The 16,236-nt window shown below is 65.1% G+C and carries 15 protein-coding genes and 1 riboswitch; of the genes, 5 read left to right on the top strand and 10 right to left on the bottom strand.

What is annotated here, in order from left to right:
- Nucleotides 1-4: 4 nt before the first annotated feature.
- The 3 genes from oxlT to J3U95_RS09145 form a co-directional block, all read right to left on the bottom strand.
- A complete protein-coding gene (gene oxlT / locus J3U95_RS09135) occupies nucleotides 5-1,327 on the bottom strand; it encodes an oxalate/formate MFS antiporter (protein ID WP_208278300.1) in 1,323 nt (440 codons plus the stop codon).
- A 394-nt stretch (nucleotides 1,328-1,721) separates the two neighbouring features.
- Nucleotides 1,722-2,090: a hypothetical protein gene (locus J3U95_RS09140; protein ID WP_208278301.1), complete on the bottom strand. Its 369-nt coding sequence runs from the start codon at nucleotides 2,088-2,090 to the stop codon at nucleotides 1,722-1,724.
- A 152-nt stretch (nucleotides 2,091-2,242) separates the two neighbouring features.
- The gene (locus tag J3U95_RS09145) at nucleotides 2,243-3,451 is read right to left on the bottom strand and encodes a phophatidylserine decarboxylase associated domain-containing protein (RefSeq protein WP_208278302.1); all 1,209 of its coding nucleotides are present in this window, start codon (nucleotides 3,449-3,451) and stop codon (nucleotides 2,243-2,245) included.
- A gap of 291 nt (nucleotides 3,452-3,742) precedes the next feature.
- Here J3U95_RS09145 and J3U95_RS09150 point away from each other — a divergent pair, with 291 nt between their 5' ends.
- Nucleotides 3,743-4,429, top strand: coding sequence for a response regulator (locus J3U95_RS09150; RefSeq protein ID WP_109344415.1), 687 nt, complete (start codon nucleotides 3,743-3,745; stop codon nucleotides 4,427-4,429).
- Between the two features lie 49 nt (nucleotides 4,430-4,478).
- On the opposite strand, the gene J3U95_RS09155 is transcribed toward J3U95_RS09150, so the two are convergent.
- Complete coding sequence (locus J3U95_RS09155) at nucleotides 4,479-5,171, bottom strand: hypothetical protein (RefSeq protein WP_229519732.1); 693 nt, start codon at nucleotides 5,169-5,171, stop codon at nucleotides 4,479-4,481.
- Nucleotides 5,172-5,173: 2 nt separating this feature from the next.
- The gene (locus J3U95_RS09160) at nucleotides 5,174-6,007 is read right to left on the bottom strand and encodes a MipA/OmpV family protein (protein WP_208278304.1); all 834 of its coding nucleotides are present in this window, start codon (nucleotides 6,005-6,007) and stop codon (nucleotides 5,174-5,176) included.
- Between the two features lie 516 nt (nucleotides 6,008-6,523).
- On the opposite strand from J3U95_RS09160, the gene J3U95_RS09165 reads away from it, so the two are divergent.
- From J3U95_RS09165 to J3U95_RS09175, 3 genes are all read left to right on the top strand, one after another.
- Nucleotides 6,524-7,840, top strand: a complete 1,317-nt coding sequence (locus J3U95_RS09165) for an ATP-binding protein (protein ID WP_208278305.1) — start codon at nucleotides 6,524-6,526, stop codon at nucleotides 7,838-7,840.
- A gap of 65 nt (nucleotides 7,841-7,905) precedes the next feature.
- A complete protein-coding gene (locus tag J3U95_RS09170) occupies nucleotides 7,906-9,123 on the top strand; it encodes an MFS transporter (RefSeq protein ID WP_208278306.1) in 1,218 nt (405 codons plus the stop codon).
- The gene (locus J3U95_RS09175) at nucleotides 9,120-9,758 is read left to right on the top strand and encodes a helix-turn-helix transcriptional regulator (protein ID WP_208278307.1); all 639 of its coding nucleotides are present in this window, start codon (nucleotides 9,120-9,122) and stop codon (nucleotides 9,756-9,758) included. Before J3U95_RS09170 ends, J3U95_RS09175 begins: the two co-directional genes overlap by 4 nt.
- Before the next feature lie 33 nt (nucleotides 9,759-9,791).
- On the opposite strand, the gene J3U95_RS09180 is transcribed toward J3U95_RS09175, so the two are convergent.
- The 4 genes from J3U95_RS09180 to J3U95_RS09195 form a co-directional block, all read right to left on the bottom strand.
- Nucleotides 9,792-10,136 (bottom strand): hypothetical protein, encoded by a 345-nt coding sequence (locus tag J3U95_RS09180; protein ID WP_208278308.1) that lies wholly within the window; start codon nucleotides 10,134-10,136, stop codon nucleotides 9,792-9,794.
- Nucleotides 10,133-10,795 (bottom strand): thiol:disulfide interchange protein DsbA/DsbL, encoded by a 663-nt coding sequence (locus tag J3U95_RS09185; protein ID WP_208278309.1) that lies wholly within the window; start codon nucleotides 10,793-10,795, stop codon nucleotides 10,133-10,135. Before J3U95_RS09185 ends, J3U95_RS09180 begins: the two co-directional genes overlap by 4 nt.
- 144 nt (nucleotides 10,796-10,939) lie before the next feature.
- A complete protein-coding gene (locus J3U95_RS09190) occupies nucleotides 10,940-11,815 on the bottom strand; it encodes a cobalamin-binding protein (protein ID WP_208278310.1) in 876 nt (291 codons plus the stop codon).
- 4 nt (nucleotides 11,816-11,819) lie between these two features.
- Complete coding sequence (locus J3U95_RS09195) at nucleotides 11,820-13,781, bottom strand: TonB-dependent receptor family protein (RefSeq protein ID WP_229519733.1); 1,962 nt, start codon at nucleotides 13,779-13,781, stop codon at nucleotides 11,820-11,822.
- 69 nt (nucleotides 13,782-13,850) lie between these two features.
- Nucleotides 13,851-14,100, bottom strand: a riboswitch (cobalamin riboswitch).
- 86 nt (nucleotides 14,101-14,186) lie between these two features.
- Between J3U95_RS09195 and J3U95_RS09200 the strand changes: the two genes are divergently transcribed.
- Nucleotides 14,187-15,008, top strand: a complete 822-nt coding sequence (locus tag J3U95_RS09200) for a DODA-type extradiol aromatic ring-opening family dioxygenase (RefSeq protein WP_208278311.1) — start codon at nucleotides 14,187-14,189, stop codon at nucleotides 15,006-15,008.
- Between the two features lie 55 nt (nucleotides 15,009-15,063).
- On the opposite strand, the gene ylqF is transcribed toward J3U95_RS09200, so the two are convergent.
- Entirely contained in the window at nucleotides 15,064-16,011 is a 948-nt protein-coding gene (gene ylqF / locus J3U95_RS09205) for a ribosome biogenesis GTPase YlqF (protein WP_208278312.1), read from the bottom strand.
- Between the last annotated feature and the right edge of the window lie 225 nt (nucleotides 16,012-16,236).

A 16,236-nucleotide genomic window follows, 5' to 3' on the forward strand; every position in this document is an offset into this window, starting at 1 on the left:
GCTGTCAGGCAGGCAAAGGCCCTTTGCCGACCGCGTTTTCTTCCGCGTAGCGACTCCTCGAGTAGCTGACGTGATTGCGCAGCACCGGTCGCAGCACCGTGATCGCCAGCAGCGCCGCGACGAGGTCCATGGTGGCCACCGTGTACAGGACGGTCGACCAGGTGCCGGTCGCCTCCATCATCAGGTTACCGACCGGGACGAACAGCGCGCCGATGCCCTTCGCGGTGTACAGCACCCCGTAGATCTTGCCGATGTGCTTGGTGCCGAAGGCATCGCCGGCCAGGGCCGAGAACAGCGAGTACACTTCGCCCCAGGCCAGGAACACGATGCCGGACAGGATCAGGAAGGCGTACGGGTTGCTGCCGAAGTAGCCGAGCGCGATGATGCCGCAGCCTTCGAGCGTGAACGCGATGACCATGGTCTTCTCGCGGCCGATATGGTCCGAGATCCAGCCGAACAGCGGCCGCGAGATGCCGTTCATGATCCGGTCGAGCATCAGCGCCAGCGGCAAGGCGGCCATCACGAAGAAGTGCAGGTCGACCTGGAATTCCTTCACGCCGAGATCCTGCGCGATCACGCCCAGCTGCGCCACCGCCATCATGCCGCCGGTGACCACCAGCACGAACATCACCAGCATCAGCCAGAACAGCTTGGTGTTCAGCGCTTCCTTGAGCGTGTAGTCATGCGTCGATTGCACCAGCTTGCTCGACTTCTTGACCTCGGTCGCTTTTGGCGAGCGCAGGAACCAGGCGGCGACGAAGGCCAGGCTGCCTTGCAGGATGCCGAAGAACAGGAAGGTCTGCTGGAAGCCCGACGACTCGATCATGGCCGCGATCGGCAGGATCGTGGCGGCCGAACCGGCGCCGTAGCCACCCGCGGTGAGGCCGACGGCCAGGCCGCGGCGATCCGGGAACCACTTGATCGCGTTATTGATGCAAGTGGCGTAGATCGAGCCCACGCCGATACCGCCGACGGCCGCACCGACATAGAACCCGGCCAGGGTGGTGGCTTGCGAATTGATGATCCAGGCCAGGCCGATGAAGATGGCGCCAAAGGCGACCATCATGCGGGGCCCGAATTTATCGATGAAGTAGCCTTCGAGCGGCGCGAGCCAGGTCTGGACGATGACGAACAGCGTGAACGCGACCTGGATGCTGGCCCGCGACCAGCCGAACTCACCCTGGATTTCTGGAACGAACAGGGTCCACGCATACTGGATGTTCGCCGTGGCGATCATGCAGACGACGCCGACGGCGAGCTGGAACCAGCGCGTATTGCCGGACGCCGGTTGATGGGGCTGAAGCGCGGCTGCCGATGAATTATGCATTTGGCGCTCCTTGATCGGTGAGATGTTGTTGTTTCAGACCTGCAGACGGATATGCGGGCGCCGGGGGCACCTGCCTGGTTATGGTTTCCAGCATTTTCATGTCTCCACTTTTTTTGGTGTGATGTGCATGCTCCACGTCGAGTCCGGGACTCGCGCGCCAACCCCTACGCCTTTTCTAATTAAATCAAGCTCATTGAATAGTTAAAGCACCCTGCCATCAAAAAGGACGTCGGCATGCTCCTGGCGGCCGAACTGCCCACCAGGCGAGACAGCCGCTCAATACAGTTCTCCAACAGTGCTCTCCGGATTTTGAATGTGCGCTATTGCCGCTCTCCTCTTTGTGCAAGATTGCTGCCTGGACGACCGCAAAGGTATTGCGTTCCCTGCTTTCACTTCAGCGCCCGGGAGGCGCCGTTGCATCGGGGTTAATCAAAACAGTGAAAGTGAGATGATGTTGCTGGAGCCGATTTCGAGAATCATTGACCGCGGTTATGTTTTGAGATTTTTGAGAACCGGCAGTCAATGGCTTGGCATGTGGTGCACCCGCCGGACTGACGCGGGACAAGCCGCGCTGCGTGACATCGCGTGCGCCGTGCGAGATGCAGGCGATCGTTGATGGAGAAATGATGGTCGACTGGGCAGCCTGCCGCTGATCCGTTCCGGGTAGTTGGAAGGTGTCGGATGAACATTTGGCCGCCGAGCAGTATGTTGTAGGCAGTAGCAAAAGATGCGCTACCGGCACCTGCGCCGGCCAGGCATCCATTTTTCTGATCGAAACCTTACGTTATCGGCAGAAAGTGATTGGATTATTACAGATATTTTTCTGTATAGACAATTATTTTCAAGCAACACTCGATAGGAGTTTATATTGAGAAATATTTATTAATTGAATCCAATATTCGGGGCGCCCGGCTACTACTTCCTGACGTACCAGGCGCCGATCTGCGCACCGATCGAAAGCGAACCCTGCGAACAGCGCACGCCGTCGGCATTCAGGAAGATCAGCTCCTTGCCGGGCAGCTTCTCGAAAAAAAGCGCGAACGACGCACCGCCGCCGCTGAACATCCCCATTTCCTGGCCCTTGCGCACCAGCGCGCCGCGCCGCATGGCCGGATCGAACACAATGCCGGACGCCGCGCTCGTGCCCAGCGGGATGCAGCACACATGGCCATGGTCGGCGGTCCTGATCACGATCACCCCGCTGGCGAAGCCGCCGGGAATGGTGAACGGGTCGAACAGCACTTCGCCATGCACTGGCGCCCACCAGCGCTGGAAGTCATAGGGCCCGAGCTTGGTCTGGAACACGCGGCCGCCCTCGAACAGGTCGACCAGCCGGTAATAGTCGACCAGCGCCTGCTGCTGCGGCACGCTCGTTGCGAGGAGATCGGCCAGCGTGCAATGCCTGCCCCCGAACCGGAATGCGTCCTCGCGTACCGGCGCGCCATCGGTCGGGCAGGCGACGGTCCGGTTCGAATCCGGATCGGCGACGGGACGTGCCCGCGCGGGATCGTCGAAGGGTCGGGTCAGGAAGGCATTCCAGCTGTTCCAGTAGGGCGGCGTGCCGGCATCCTTGCGCCACAAGGAGAAGCGGTAGCGCTCCTTCGCCGCCGCCGACAGCCACTGTTCGCCATCGACACGAAAGCCCGCGTTCGAGGCCGGGCTGTCCAGGAAGGCATGCCAGTCGTTCAGGATGTTCGACGTCAGGAGCTTGATGGTTGGATGCCCGAACAAGGCGGCGCCGCTCGCGGTCCGGCCGAGATCCGCCATGAAGGCGGCAAACGGCAGGCCGATCAATTCACCGTCGATGAAGCCCGGCGCATGGGTGAGGATCGTGTTGAAACCATGCAGCAAGGCGCCAACGTCCTCGATGCGCGGCGCATGCGTACCGACGCTGGCCAGGCATTCCGCGCAGGCTTTGTTGGCAAGGCGGCGGACGTCTTCGGTGTTCTCGATATAGGTGGCCAGCGCCTGCACCGATGGCGCCAGCGCCGTTCTTCCGGCGCCCAGCACGCGCTCGATATACGTCCGCATGCCGGCGCTGCCGTATCGGGGCAGCCAGCCGCCGTGCGGATCGCCCGAGCCGGGATGGATGTCGAACTGCGCGTCATGCGGTGCGGTCGTCACTGCGTGTCCTTCGGATGATCAAAATAGAAAGATCACCTTTTTAACCGCCGTTCGATCGCGCCCGTTTGACATCGATCAGTCCGTTTTTAGGAAATCCCGGATGGATGGAGCCGGACATCTGCAACGTCACACCCCGCCGCAAGTTGGCATGATGGCCACGCTCGTGATCGTCCCGGCAAGCCGCAATCCCTTCCAATTGTCGTCAAACTGTAATTAACTGTCTTCTATGTCTGGAGGATGTGTTAATTGGAGACTTGGTCTTATACAATGCCGGACGGAGGAGAAAATTGTATGTACCGAGTGATGTTGGTGGAAGACGATGCGCGGCTGGCCGAGCTCGTCACCGAATACCTGTCCGGCTATGAATTCGCGGTCGAACTGGTCACGCGCGGCGATGCGGCGCTCGACCGTTTCAAGGAACTGGCGCCCGACGTCGTGATCCTCGACCTTATGCTGCCGGGCCTGGACGGCATGGTCGTGTGCCGCCAGATTCGCGACCAGTCCGACGTGCCGATCCTCATCCTCACCGCGCGCGAAGACTCCTATGACGAAGTATCCGGCCTCGAGCAAGGCGCCGACGACTTCGTCAACAAGCCGGTCCAGCCGCGCGTCCTGCTGGCGCGCCTGCGCGCGCTGATGCGCCGCACCCAGGCCAAGTCGGGCGTCGATGCGCGCGTGCTGCAGTTCGGCGCCCTGCGCATCGTCACCTCCGACCGCAGCGTGGTCTGGCGCGGCCAGCCCTGCGTGCTGTCGAATACCGAGTACAAGCTGCTGCTGGTGCTGGCCGAGGCGGCCGGACGCGTGCTCTCGCGCGACGCCCTGCTCAAGAAGATGCGCGGCATCGAGTTCGACGGCCTCGACCGCAGCATCGACAACTGCATCTCGAAGCTGCGCCGCAAGTTCGACGATGCGGAATCGGAAAAGATCAAGACGGTGTGGGGCGAAGGTTACCTGTTCTCGCCCTCTGCCTGGAATTGAAGACCCACCCATGAAACCTGCGGTATCGCAGGTTTTTTTTCGCGCTGTCTTATTCGAACAGCGGCACGATCGCGAGCGGCGCGTTGTAGGTGACGACCTGGCCCGCCGGCTGCGCGCCGAAGCGGTAGGTCACGACCGGGAAGTCGTCGTCGGCGTCGCCCGCGAAGGCAGCCCCGCGCGAAGGCGCCAGCGCCTGTTCGGCGCCGCCCGCGCGCACCCGCACGTCCGCCGCCTCGCCTTCTTTCGGGAACACCAGGCGCACGCCGACGCATTGGCGGCCGCGCGCCGAATTGTCGGCATAGCGGGCGAAGCCGAGCGCCTGCTCGCAGGCCGCGCGCAGGTCGGCCACCTCGTAGGCGCCATCGGCGCGCAGCGCCAGCGAGACCCGCGGCTTGACCGTGAAGCCGCCCAGCGGCCGGTTCGGCGTCAACACCGCGTTCTCGTCATAGGCCGCCTTGAGCAGCGGCAGCACGGCGCGGCCGAGCGGATCCAGCGCCAGGCTGGTCCGGACGCTCTTGCCCTGCATGAGCAGTTGCGCGCCCGGTTGCAGCACGCCCTTGTCGCGCGGCAGCACCTGCAAATGGTTGTTCAACAGATTCTTGGGGCCACCGTATTTGTCAAACAGCACCATCGCGCGGTAGGCGTCACGATAGTTCACCCATTCCCCGGCGCGCGGCTGCGCCACGGCCAGTCCGGCCGTCAGCAGCAAGGTCACGCAGGCGGTGAGGTGTGCGCGTCGCATCATCAAAACCGGTAGGCGAAGGCGGCCGAAACCGTCACGTTGGTGGGCCGCTCGACGAGCGGGCTATTGCGGACGCTGCCGACCAGGCGCGTGGCCTGGACATTGGTGACCAGCATCCAGGAGGGGCTCAGCGCCCAGTTCCAGCGCACGCCGGCGCGGACATCCTTGAGGCCGCCGCCCGGGCGATAGGGCGGATTGCCGCTTTGCCAGGATTCCTGGCCGGTCACGCCGAAATAGGCGCGGCTGTAGTCGGCGTTGACGATCGTTGCGCCGGCATTGAACGAGATCGTGTGCTGCGGCGCGAGCTGCACGGCCAGGCGCTGCACGCCCAGCTCCATGCGTGCGCCATCGCGGTCGTTGCCTGCGCCAAACAGCACGCTGCTGGTCAGCCGCCATTCCGGCGCCAGATAGTAATTGAAGAAAAAACCGCCTTCGAGCCGGGTGCTCACGTCTTCCATGCCCGCCAGACGGTTCCCGGTCCGTGCAAAGTGCAGCGGCGAGGTCGATACGCCAACGCCATCGACGATGCGGCCCGTGCCGGACTCGTCACGGTTCGGGTGGACCGACAGCAGCGGACCATACTCGACCGTGGGACGGTTGGACAGATGCATCCCCGCGCTCATGCCGGAAATAAAAAGGCCGTTGCTCCATTGGACCTGGAGCACCGGCAAGGCTGAAACCTTTTGGCTGTCCGCCCCTTCGTAACGCGGCCGCGAGACGGCGCCCAGCCCTGCGTACATGTCGCGGCTGCCGTCGGGCATCGGGTTGGTGGCCGGCGTCTGCGCACTTGCTGCGGTGCTCGCAGCCGCCAGGGCCAGGGCGAAGAATGGTTTCATCGTGAAAGTACTCGGAGAGTTCGTTTGTCGATATTTTACGTCGAGCAAGCTTCGCTCTCCCATCCCATTATGACAAGCGCCGCATTCCCGTTGGGGTTGCATCCGCGGTCAGGCCAGGGAACCGTGCTGTGCGCCGCGCTGGCGCTTTGGAACCGACCGGCGCGGCGCCGGGCTCGACGATGTTGCTCGCTCGCACCATGCTCATAAGCGCTTCCTTATGGTCGAGGCGCGGCCCGCTCCGGGTCGCTTCCTGCTGAATAAAAAAACCCACCGATATTCCATTGCTGGCGCATCAGGTGGGCAAACGGAAAACCTGATGATGGGAAAGATGGTAATCGTTCGGCCTCCTGTCATGCACCCTCCAGATGTCGGCCAATTGTCGTCAATTTGTAAGCCGCGCTGTCTGCTCTCTCCTTTGGATTACCGGTACCACCATTGCGCCTGTACAATTCGTGCCCGAGGAGAAACCATGCAGCCGGCACCACCGCCAGACCGACAGTTACCCAGGACGCGCCCGTGAACCGGATATTCTTCCGCTTCTTCGTGCTCGTCATGCTGTCGATCACGGCTGCCACCTTCGTCATCTATTTCGCGTTCGCGCGCCTGTTCGGCGACCCTCTGGACGACATCGCGCGGCGCCAGGCAGCGGCCCAGATCTTCCTGCTCGAACAATACGTGGACCAGGCGCCCGGCGACGAATGGCTGAGCCGCCTGAACAATGTGCGCGAAGTGTCCGACGTGCGCTACGACCTGATGCCCCTGGCCCAGGCGCTGGACGCCCTCGGCGCCGGCCAGCGCGCCGAGCTCGAACGGGGAAACATCGTGATCGACGTGGCCGGCAAATCCTTGTACCGGCGGGTCGACCTGGACGGCGAACGCTATATCGGCAGCCAGGACGAAGTCTTGCACGCCCACGACTTGCCGATCGATATCGGGCAGGCGCTCAAGATGGAGCTGCTGCGCTACGTGATCGTCGCCATCGCCCTGCTGCTGCCGATCGCGCTGTGGTCGCGTTCGCACTGGCAGGGCTTGCAGTCGCTGTCGCGCATGGCGGACGAATTCGGGGCCGGCAAGCTGTCGGTGCGCGCCCGGTTGAAACCGTCCGACGCCGTCTATCCGCTGGCGGAACGGATCAACCACATGGCCGGCCGCATCGAGGACTTGATGGAATCGCAGCGCAGCCTGCTGCACTCGGTGTCGCACGAACTGCGCACGCCGATCGCGCGACTGGAATTCGCGCTCGAGCTGCTCGACGCCAAGGCCAGGGATCCCGAGCTGAGCCGCCGCATCGCCGCGATGGAGGGCGACCTGTCCGAACTGAACAACCTGGTCAAGGAGCTGCTCGATATGAGCAAGCTCGACAGCGCGCGCACCCTGCAGCGCGCCCCGGTCGACCTGGACGTCCTGCTGCGCGACTGCTGCGCCACCCTGCCGCCCTCGCTGCAACAGGTGGCCTGCGAGCTGGCGGACGGGCTGGGCACGATCGAGGTCGATGCGCGCCTGCTGGCGCGTGCGGTCGGCAATCTGCTGCGCAACGCCCAGAAGTATGCGCAGGGACGGATCGTGCTGTCGGCGCAGAGAACGCCCGATGGCGTCGAGATCGCGGTCGACGACGACGGCCCCGGCATCCCCCTTGACGAGCGCGACAGGATCTTCAACCCGTTCTACCGCCTCGACCGCAGCCGCGACCGCGCCACCGGCGGCTTCGGGCTCGGCCTGTCGATCGCGCAGAAGGCCGTGGTGTTGCATGGCGGGAGCCTGCAGGTCGAGACATCGAAGCTGGGCGGCGCGCGCTTCGTCATCACCCTGCCGGACGCCCGGACAGATAAATAAACGAATTCGTTTACTTATTGTCGAGCCGGGCGTAAGCTGGGCGGGTTGCCAATTTCATCATTGCCATGAACGAACGCCTGCTGATCGGCACCCTGTGCGGCCTGGGCCTGTTGTCCACCGTCGGCGCCTCCCTCCCCTACCCGATGCTGGCGCCGCTGTTCGCCGACGGCAATGTCAATGGACTGAACAGCTTCCTCGGCCTGCCGCCCAAGCTGCTGCTGGGGATCGCGCTCATGATCAACCCGGTCGGCCTGCTGATCGGCAGTGCGATACTGGGTCCGCTGTCGGACGGCTTCGGCCGGCGCCGCGCCCTGCTCATGACCACCGCCGGCGCCGCGCTCGGCCACCTGCTGACGGCGGTGGCGATGGTGATGGAATCCTATCCACTGTTCCTGGCGGCGCGCTTCTTTACCGGTCTGTTGGAGGGCAATGGCGCGGTGATGCGGGCGCTGGTCATCGAGCGCATCAAGGGGCCGCTCCGCAACCACGCGCTGTCGTGGCTCAACGGTTCGTTCAACCTGGGCTGGCTGGTCGGCCCAATGCTGGCCGGCTTCACCATGGCGCTCGGGCCGGCGGTACCCTTCTACATCGCCGCCGGCGCACTGCTGCTCGGCACGCTGGGCGTGCTGGTCTCGATCCCGGCCACGCCCGCCCAAGCCCACCTGCAGCGGCAGCGCTGGTGGACGGTCGCGCGCGAGCGCCACGCCCTCACCCTGCTGCGCCATCCGCCGCTGCGCACCCTGTTCACGGTGCACCTTGCCTATTGCTGCGGCGTCGCGTCGCTGTACGAGTTCTTTCCGCTGTGGCTGGTGGACGTGGGCGGCTACGATGCGCGCCAGATCGCCATCGTTAATATGGGCATGTGCGCGCTGATGACCATGGCCGCACTGTTCGCCGGCCATGCCAGCCGGGTCGAGGGACGGCTGCGCGCCGGCTGGTATGCGGCCGCGGCGGCCGCCGCCGTGCTGTGCGTGGGCTTCGGCAACCTGTGGATCGGCATCGCCGGCATCCTCCTGTTCGGCGCACCGCACGCCTTCTACAACACCGCGCTGCAGACCTGGGCGGCGGACGAGTTCGCGCCGCACGGCCAGGGCTCGGTGATGGCCCTGCTGTCGACCATCTTCTGCCTGGCGAATATCCTGATGGCGCTGGCCGGCGCCGTGTTGACCCTGGTCGATACCCGCCTGGTGCTGGTCGTCGGCGGCCTGCTCGCCGTCTGGGCCTCGGTGGGTCTGCGCCGCTGGAGCGCGCGCAGTCCGCATCCCCACCTGGAGAACGCATGAACACGCCGGACCGCATCCTGTTGCAGCTCAAGATGCGCGGACCGCAGACCGCGCAGGCCCTGGCCGATGGGCTGGGACTGACGTCGATGGGCGTGCGCCGCCACCTGGACCAGGCGCAAGACAAGGGGCTGGTGGACAGCCATGACAGCAGCGGCAAGGTCGGCCGCCCGGTGCGGCGCTGGAGTTTGAGCGAGGCCGGCCATGCCCGCTTTCCCGACCGCCATGCGGAGCTGACGGTCGACCTGATTGGACAGGTGCAGGCGCTGTTCGGGCCGGCAGCCATGGAACGCCTGATCGCCGCCCGCGAGCAGGCCAGCGAAGCCCTGTACCGCAGCCGGCTCGATGAGGTGGCGCCGGACGCGCCGCTGGCGCGCCGGGTGGAAGCCCTGGCCCGGGTACGCGACGAAGAAGGCTATATGGCCGAGGCGCAGCCGCAGGACGATGGCGGCGTCCTGCTGGTCGAACACCATTGTCCGATCTGCGCGGCGGCGGCGACGTGCCAGGATTTCTGTCGTTCGGAGCTGGGAGTGTTCGAGCGGGTGCTGGGCCCGGACGTGAAGGTGGTACGGATCGAGCACCAGCTGAGCGGTGCGCGGCGCTGCGCGTACGCGGTCACGCCGCGGATAGCTGAATAAGACAACGGCGTCCGCAGGGGACGCCGTGTTGGATTACTTGCGGGTATCGATGCGGCCGTCGTGATCGGGGTGCGAGCGCACATGCGTCACGCCGTACCAGAGATGCTCCCACCAGTGATCGCGCGAACGCACGGTCAGCAGGCACTTCTGGTCGAACCCCTCCTTGAACACTTGATCAGGACAGAGGTTCGAGGCCATCGCATGGCGCTGGTTTTCGGCATGGACGAGCGCAATGCCGAACCAGACGGTGGTCAGGACGAAGATCAGCGCAAGCGTCCACGCGAGGTGATTCACGTTACTGGTCTCGAACAAGTTTTCCTCTTTGGGCCGGGACCCTTCGTAAATCTTGAGGATCTCGCCTTCGACTTTATCGGTCATTTTTCCTTGGCTGCCTTCGCCACCAGTGCATCGAGGACCTGGCCGGTCGCCGTCATCAGCTGGCCCATGTCCTGGATCTTGTTGGATTGCGCCACCGTTGCCGGCGACACGACGTATTTGCCGTCGATGACGACGGTCGGGGTGCTGCTGGCCTTGTACGCTTCGGCGATCTGCGGCAGGCGCTTGAGCTTGGTCTGCACGCCGAACGAGTTCCACGCTTCCATGAATTTAGCCTTGTCGAGGCCGTTCGACGTGGCCCAGGCGATGATGTCGTCGTCCTTCATCAGGCGCTTGCGCTCGACGTGCACGGCGCGGAACACGCGATGATGATACTCCTCCAGCTTGCCCATGGCGTCGAGCGTCAGGAACAGGCGGGCTTCGGGATCGCTGGCGCCCTGGAACGGCAGCGGGATGCGGCGCATCACGATGTTGTCACCCTGCTTCTTGGTCCAGTTCACCAGGGTCGGCTCGAACGCGTTGCAGGCGCCGCAGTGGTAGGCGAAGAATTCGACCACTTCCACCTTCTTGCCGACCGTCTGGGTCGGCTGCGGGTTCGCGAGCACGGTGTATTCGGCGCCAACCTGAGGATTGGTCGGCGAGGCATTGGCGAAACCGGCGACCAGGGCAGCGGCAACGAGGGCGAAACGCAGGGTGCGCATAAAATCCTTCCAAAAGAATGAACGAACGACCGCGAGATTACCACTTTTTGCGGTTCCCCTGTCCCAGGAGCACGATTTTTTGCATTTGCTTACGGCTGAAACAAGGGTCTGGTGACTTTCAATCTACGCCTCCGTCGTGAATAGTCAAGGCCGGCGCCCGCGCGCTTCTTCGAGCAGCGCGCAGACGCGGGCGGCGCCCTCGGCCGTGCGCGGCCCTGCCCGGCTGGTCAGGTCGCCATCAATCTCGAACAGGTTGCCGCGCTTGACCGCCGTCATGCCCTTGTAGGGTTGCCAGATCTTCCAGCCGGGATCCTTGGGATCGTCGCGCTTGCCGACCAGGATGACTTCGGGATCGGCTTCGATCACCGCCTCGCGTCCGACCTCGGGCGCGATCGTCTTCAGGGCGCCGAACAGGTTCCGGCCGCCGCACAGGCGCAGGATGTCGCTGGCGATATGGTCATCGTTGAGGGTGTACAGCGGGCGGTCCCAGACCTGGTAGAACACGCCTACCTGCGGACGCCCGGCGTAGCGCGTCCTGAGCGCGGCGATGCGCGACCCGTAGTCGTGCGCAGCCCGCCGGGCCGCGGGCTCGGTGCCGAGCAGCCGGCCCAGGCGCAGCAGGCTGTCGCCGACCTGCTCCAGCCGGCTCGGCTCGCTGTAATAGACGGGAATTCCCAGCCGCGACAGCTGCTCGAGCTGGCGCGTCCGGTTGCCGCTCTGCCAGACCACCAGCAGGTCGGGCTTCAGCGCCAGCACGCGCTCGACATCGATCTTGTTGAAGCTGCCGACCTGGGGCAGCTTTTTCGCCGCCTCCGGATAGTCGCTGTAGTCCACGGCGCCGACCACGCGCGCCCCGCCGCCGGCCGCGAACAGCAGCTCGGTGACGTGGGGCGCCAGCGAGATCACCCGCTGCGCCGGCCGCGCCAGCGTGACCGTGCGCCCGGCGTCGTCGACGACGGCGATCGCCGCCAGCGCATTGACTGACGTTGCGGCCAGCACGGCCGCCAGCGCGGACTTCATGGCCTCAGAAGTCGAAGCGCAGCGACAGTTTCAGCTGGCGGCCATCGCTCGGATAGATGCCGTCACGGCAGCTGAAGGCCTGGCTGTAGTACTGGCGGTCGGCCAGGTTCAGGCCCGACACCGCCACCTCCCACGGGCCGAAGCGGCGCGCATAGCGGGCGTCGATCGTGGTGAACGACGGGATGCGGGTGCTGCAGCCATTGGTGAAATCGTTGCCGTAGCGCTGGCTGTCGACCCATTGGGCGCCGATGTCGGCGGTCTGGCCGTCGCCCGGCGTCCAGGCCAGGCGCGCGGTGACGACGTGCTTCGGCACCAGCACCATCTCGCGGCCGGCGTTCAGGCCGTCGCGGAACTCGGCCTGCACGTACTGCCACGCGCCGGTCAGGCGCCAGGCGTCGGCGAACACGGCCTGCCCTTCGAGCTCCACGCCCTGGCGGCGGGTTGGATCGAGGTTGGTGTTGGCGCCAAAGCCGATGGTCGGGTCGTAGAAGATCTCGTTCGTCAGGCGGTGGCGGAACACACGCGCAGTCACCTTCCGCGCATCAAGGCCGGCACTGACACCCAGTTCCAGGTCGCGCGAGGTTTGCGGCTCCAGCACGTCCAGGGTCGAACGGTAGGAGTTCTCGTCGATGTTGGCGATGCGGTAGCTGCGGCCGGCCTTGGCGAACACGGTCACGAGCGGCATCACGTCGATGCTGCCTTCCACGGTCCAGGCGTTGAGCGACTGCTTGCGGTGCTCGCCCAGGACTGGCGGGAACGCCAGCGGGTCGCTGTAGTCCTTCTCGAAGCGCTCATGGCGGCCGCCGACCGCCAGGCGGGCGTTGTGCGGCGCATTCCAGCGCAGTTCGTCGCGCAGGTAGAAGGCTTTCGAGTCCTGGCGCGCGTCGCCGGCCGAGTAGGTCGACGTGACCTTGCGGTCCCAGCGGATCAGGTCGATGCCGGTGACGAATTCGTTGCGCTTGTCGCCGAGGTCGAGGGTATGGCGCAGGCGCGGCGAGAACTGGGTCTGCTCGGCCTCGTAGCGCGAAGCAGTCGTGCCAAATTGGGGAGAGATATAGGTGGAGGCGACCTCGCGCTCCCGGTGCGACAGTTCGGCCGCCAGCTCGAACGCGCCGATGCGGTGCTCGACGAAGGCAGTCACGCGGTCGGTGTCGAGCGAGCCGAAATCGTTCGGCGTATTGCTCTGGGTCGGAATGGTCAGGAACTGCTCTTCCGTCAGCGAACCCGGCAGGCGCGAATCGGAACGCGAACTTTCGAAACGCAGGCCGGCGCGGCCGTTCGGGGCGTAGGCATACTGCACGCCGCCACTGAAGCTGGTCTGTTCGTACTTGTTGTTGTCGCGGTAGTTATCCGTGCTACGGTCGCTTACTGCGGCGTCGAACGACCATGGACCGGCGCCGTGGGTGACCGAGGCGCGCAGGTCACGGTGGTCGAAGCGGCCGGCTTCGGCGAACAGCGAACCGTGCGTTCCCGCGCCGGCGCCGCGGCGGGTAACGATGTTGATCACGCCGCCGGTGGCGCCGTCGCCATACAGCACGCTGCTGCCGCCGCGCGTGATCTCGATGCGCTCGACCGTGTCCACGGGAATGGTCGACAGCACGGTGTGCGCCAGCTCGTTCTCGTTCAGGCGCACGCCGTCGACCAGCACCACCGTGTTCTGGGCGCTGTTGGTGCCGAAGCCGCGCAGGTCGAGGCCGAAGTCGGGCGAGCCGTCCAGGCTCTGGCGGCCGAACACGCCGCCGATCTTGCGGATCGCCCCGTTCACGTCGGTGGCGCCGGCGCTGCGGATCTGCTCGGCGGTGATGACGGTCGCGCCGATCGGCGTGGCCTGGGCCGGGAAGCGCGGGCCGGTGATGACGACGGACGGCAAGTTATCCTGGGCGATCGCCGGGGTGGCGAGGGCGAACAGGGCGGATGCGCAAGCCAGTGCGAGTGGCGCGCGGCGCGGTGCGGCAGCAAAAATCATGATGAATGTGTTCTCGATAAAAGGCACCGGCCTGCTTCCCCGCAGCCCGGAGTCAACTAGAAGCGCCTGGCGCTTCCACCTGCTTTGGCCGGTATCCGGGCTGGCAAGCATGACGGCCTCACCTTCCTGCGCAGGATGTACACTGGCACAGTGGTTGTCGAGACCGCCCGCCACGCCTCTTGAATGGGGGCGCGGCGCTTGTTGACCGTTGCGGGGGCAGCACACTTCCATGACGGCGCGCGGCGCGGCCATGTCGTGTTTCCCGTTTAACTTCGCGCACCAGGATGCGCGCGAGAGCACCAAAACGGGGCGATTATACCTTGACAAGGTGCGACCTGCCCGGCCGCCGGCAAGCTCTCGCCGCTTGGGCTAACATGACCGTTTCAATGCCCGACAGGAGCGATCATGGCGCGCTTACCCACCTTGCCCACCTATTTCGTCTCGCATGGCGGCGGCCCCTGGCCGTGGATGCGCGAGCAATACGGTTCGGCCTACGACCAGTTGGCGGACTCGCTGGCCGCACTCCGCGCCGAGGCTGGAGAGACGGTGCGCGCGGTGCTGGTCGTGACCGCCCACTGGGAGACGCCGCAGTTCATGGTGTCGTCGGGCACGGCGCCAGGCATGATCTACGACTATGGCGGCTTCCCGCCGCATACCTACCAGGTGAAGTACCCGGCCCCGGGCGAGCCTGCGCTGGCGCGGCGCGTGGCCGACCTGCTCGAGGCCGCGGGCCACCCGGCCGCGCTGGATGCCGAACGCGGATTCGACCATGGCACGTTCTCGATGCTGTACCCGGTCTATCCGGAAGCGCGCATGCCGGTGGTGCAGCTGTCGATCCGGCGCGACCTGGATCCGGCCACCCACCTGGCGGCGGGCCGCGCGCTCGCGCCGCTGCGCGACGAGGGCATCCTGATCATCGGCAGCGGGCTGTCGTATCACAACCTGCGCCAGTTCGGGCCGAATGGACGCGAGGCCTCGCAAGCCTTCGACGGCTGGCTGCAGCGCACCTTGCTCGATCTCGATCCAGCTGAACGCGAACAGGCCTTGCTGCGTTGGGATACGGCGCCGATGGCGCGGGCGGCGCATCCGCGTGAGGAACACCTGATCCCGCTGATGGTGGCGCTGGGGGCGGCCGAGCGGGAAGCCGCGGCCTGCGTCTATCATGAAGACGCGTTCATGGGGAATTTGACGGTGTCGAGTTTCAGGTTCGGGGCCGCGCCGGCGTGAGTTGGACGCGTGGACGGCAAGCCGTCCACCCTACGTGGGTCACGAACCTGACTAATTACGTCCCGCGCTTGCCGCGCGCCGCTTCTTCGGCTTTCGCGGCGGCCTTCTCGGCCGCGATACGGGCCTTCTCGGCCATCTCGGCCTCATGCTGGGCCAGGCTGGCCGCGCGCGATTCCGGCGTCTCGAGGCTGATGCGGCCCAGCGCGCCCTGGCGGTAATCCTGCAACAGGGTATGTGCAGCTTTCTCGTAATCGAAGTCGCCGCCGCGCACGCGAAAACCCCGGCGCTGGGCCACGCCCTCGATCACGGCCACGCCGTCCATCCCCTCGGTCTTGAAGCCATAGCGCGCCGTGAGCAGCTGCGGATAGCGCTGCAGCAGCAGCTCGCCCAGGTATTCGGCCACTTCTTCCTCGACCAGCGCATTGGTGCCGATCGCGTGGCTGGCGGCCAGCATCAGGCCGTCGCTGGCCATGGCGATCTTTGGCCACAGCATGCCGGGGGTGTCGACCAGCACCACGTTCTTGTTCAGGTACAGGCGCTGCTGGGTCTTGGTCACGGCCGGCTCGTCGCCCACCTTGGCCACGCGCTTTTTCAGCAGCGCGTTCATCAGCGTCGATTTGCCGACGTTCGGGATGCCCATGATCATGATGCGCAGCGGCTTGGTCGGCACGCCGCGGTGCGGGGCCAGCGACAGGGCCAGGTCCGGGATGCGGGCAACGTCGGCCGGCTTCTTGGTCGTCATCGGATAGGCGGTCACGCCATCCTGGGCATCGTAATAGGCTTTCCAGGCGGCGGTCGCGTTCGGGTCGGCCAGGTCGATCTTGTTCAGGACCTTCAGGCAGGGACGCTGGCGGAACTTGCGCAGCTCTTCCACCAGCGGGTTGCAGCTCGCCTCGGGCAGGCGCGCATCGAGGACCTCGATCACCAGATCGATGTTTTCCATCTGCTCGGCCGCTTCCCGCTTGGCCGCGTTCATGTGGCCAGGGAACCATTGAATCGACATACTATTGCTCTCTTAATCTTTCGTCCAAGGCGCTATTTTACGCTGAGCGTCGACACAAACGTAGCGGCGCAGCCACAAGGCCTCTTTCCATCGCGCACATCGTTGAGCTATTGCAACACTGATGACATATTCCGCGCGCACACTGCCCTCTTGCCTGCACAAGACGGAGATGGGAATGCGCGTAAGGGAAAAACTGAAACGGTCGCTGGCACGCTGGTATGGCGT

This window comes from Massilia oculi, from assembly GCF_017582745.1.
Lineage (GTDB): Bacteria > Pseudomonadota > Gammaproteobacteria > Burkholderiales > Burkholderiaceae_D > Telluria > Telluria oculi_A.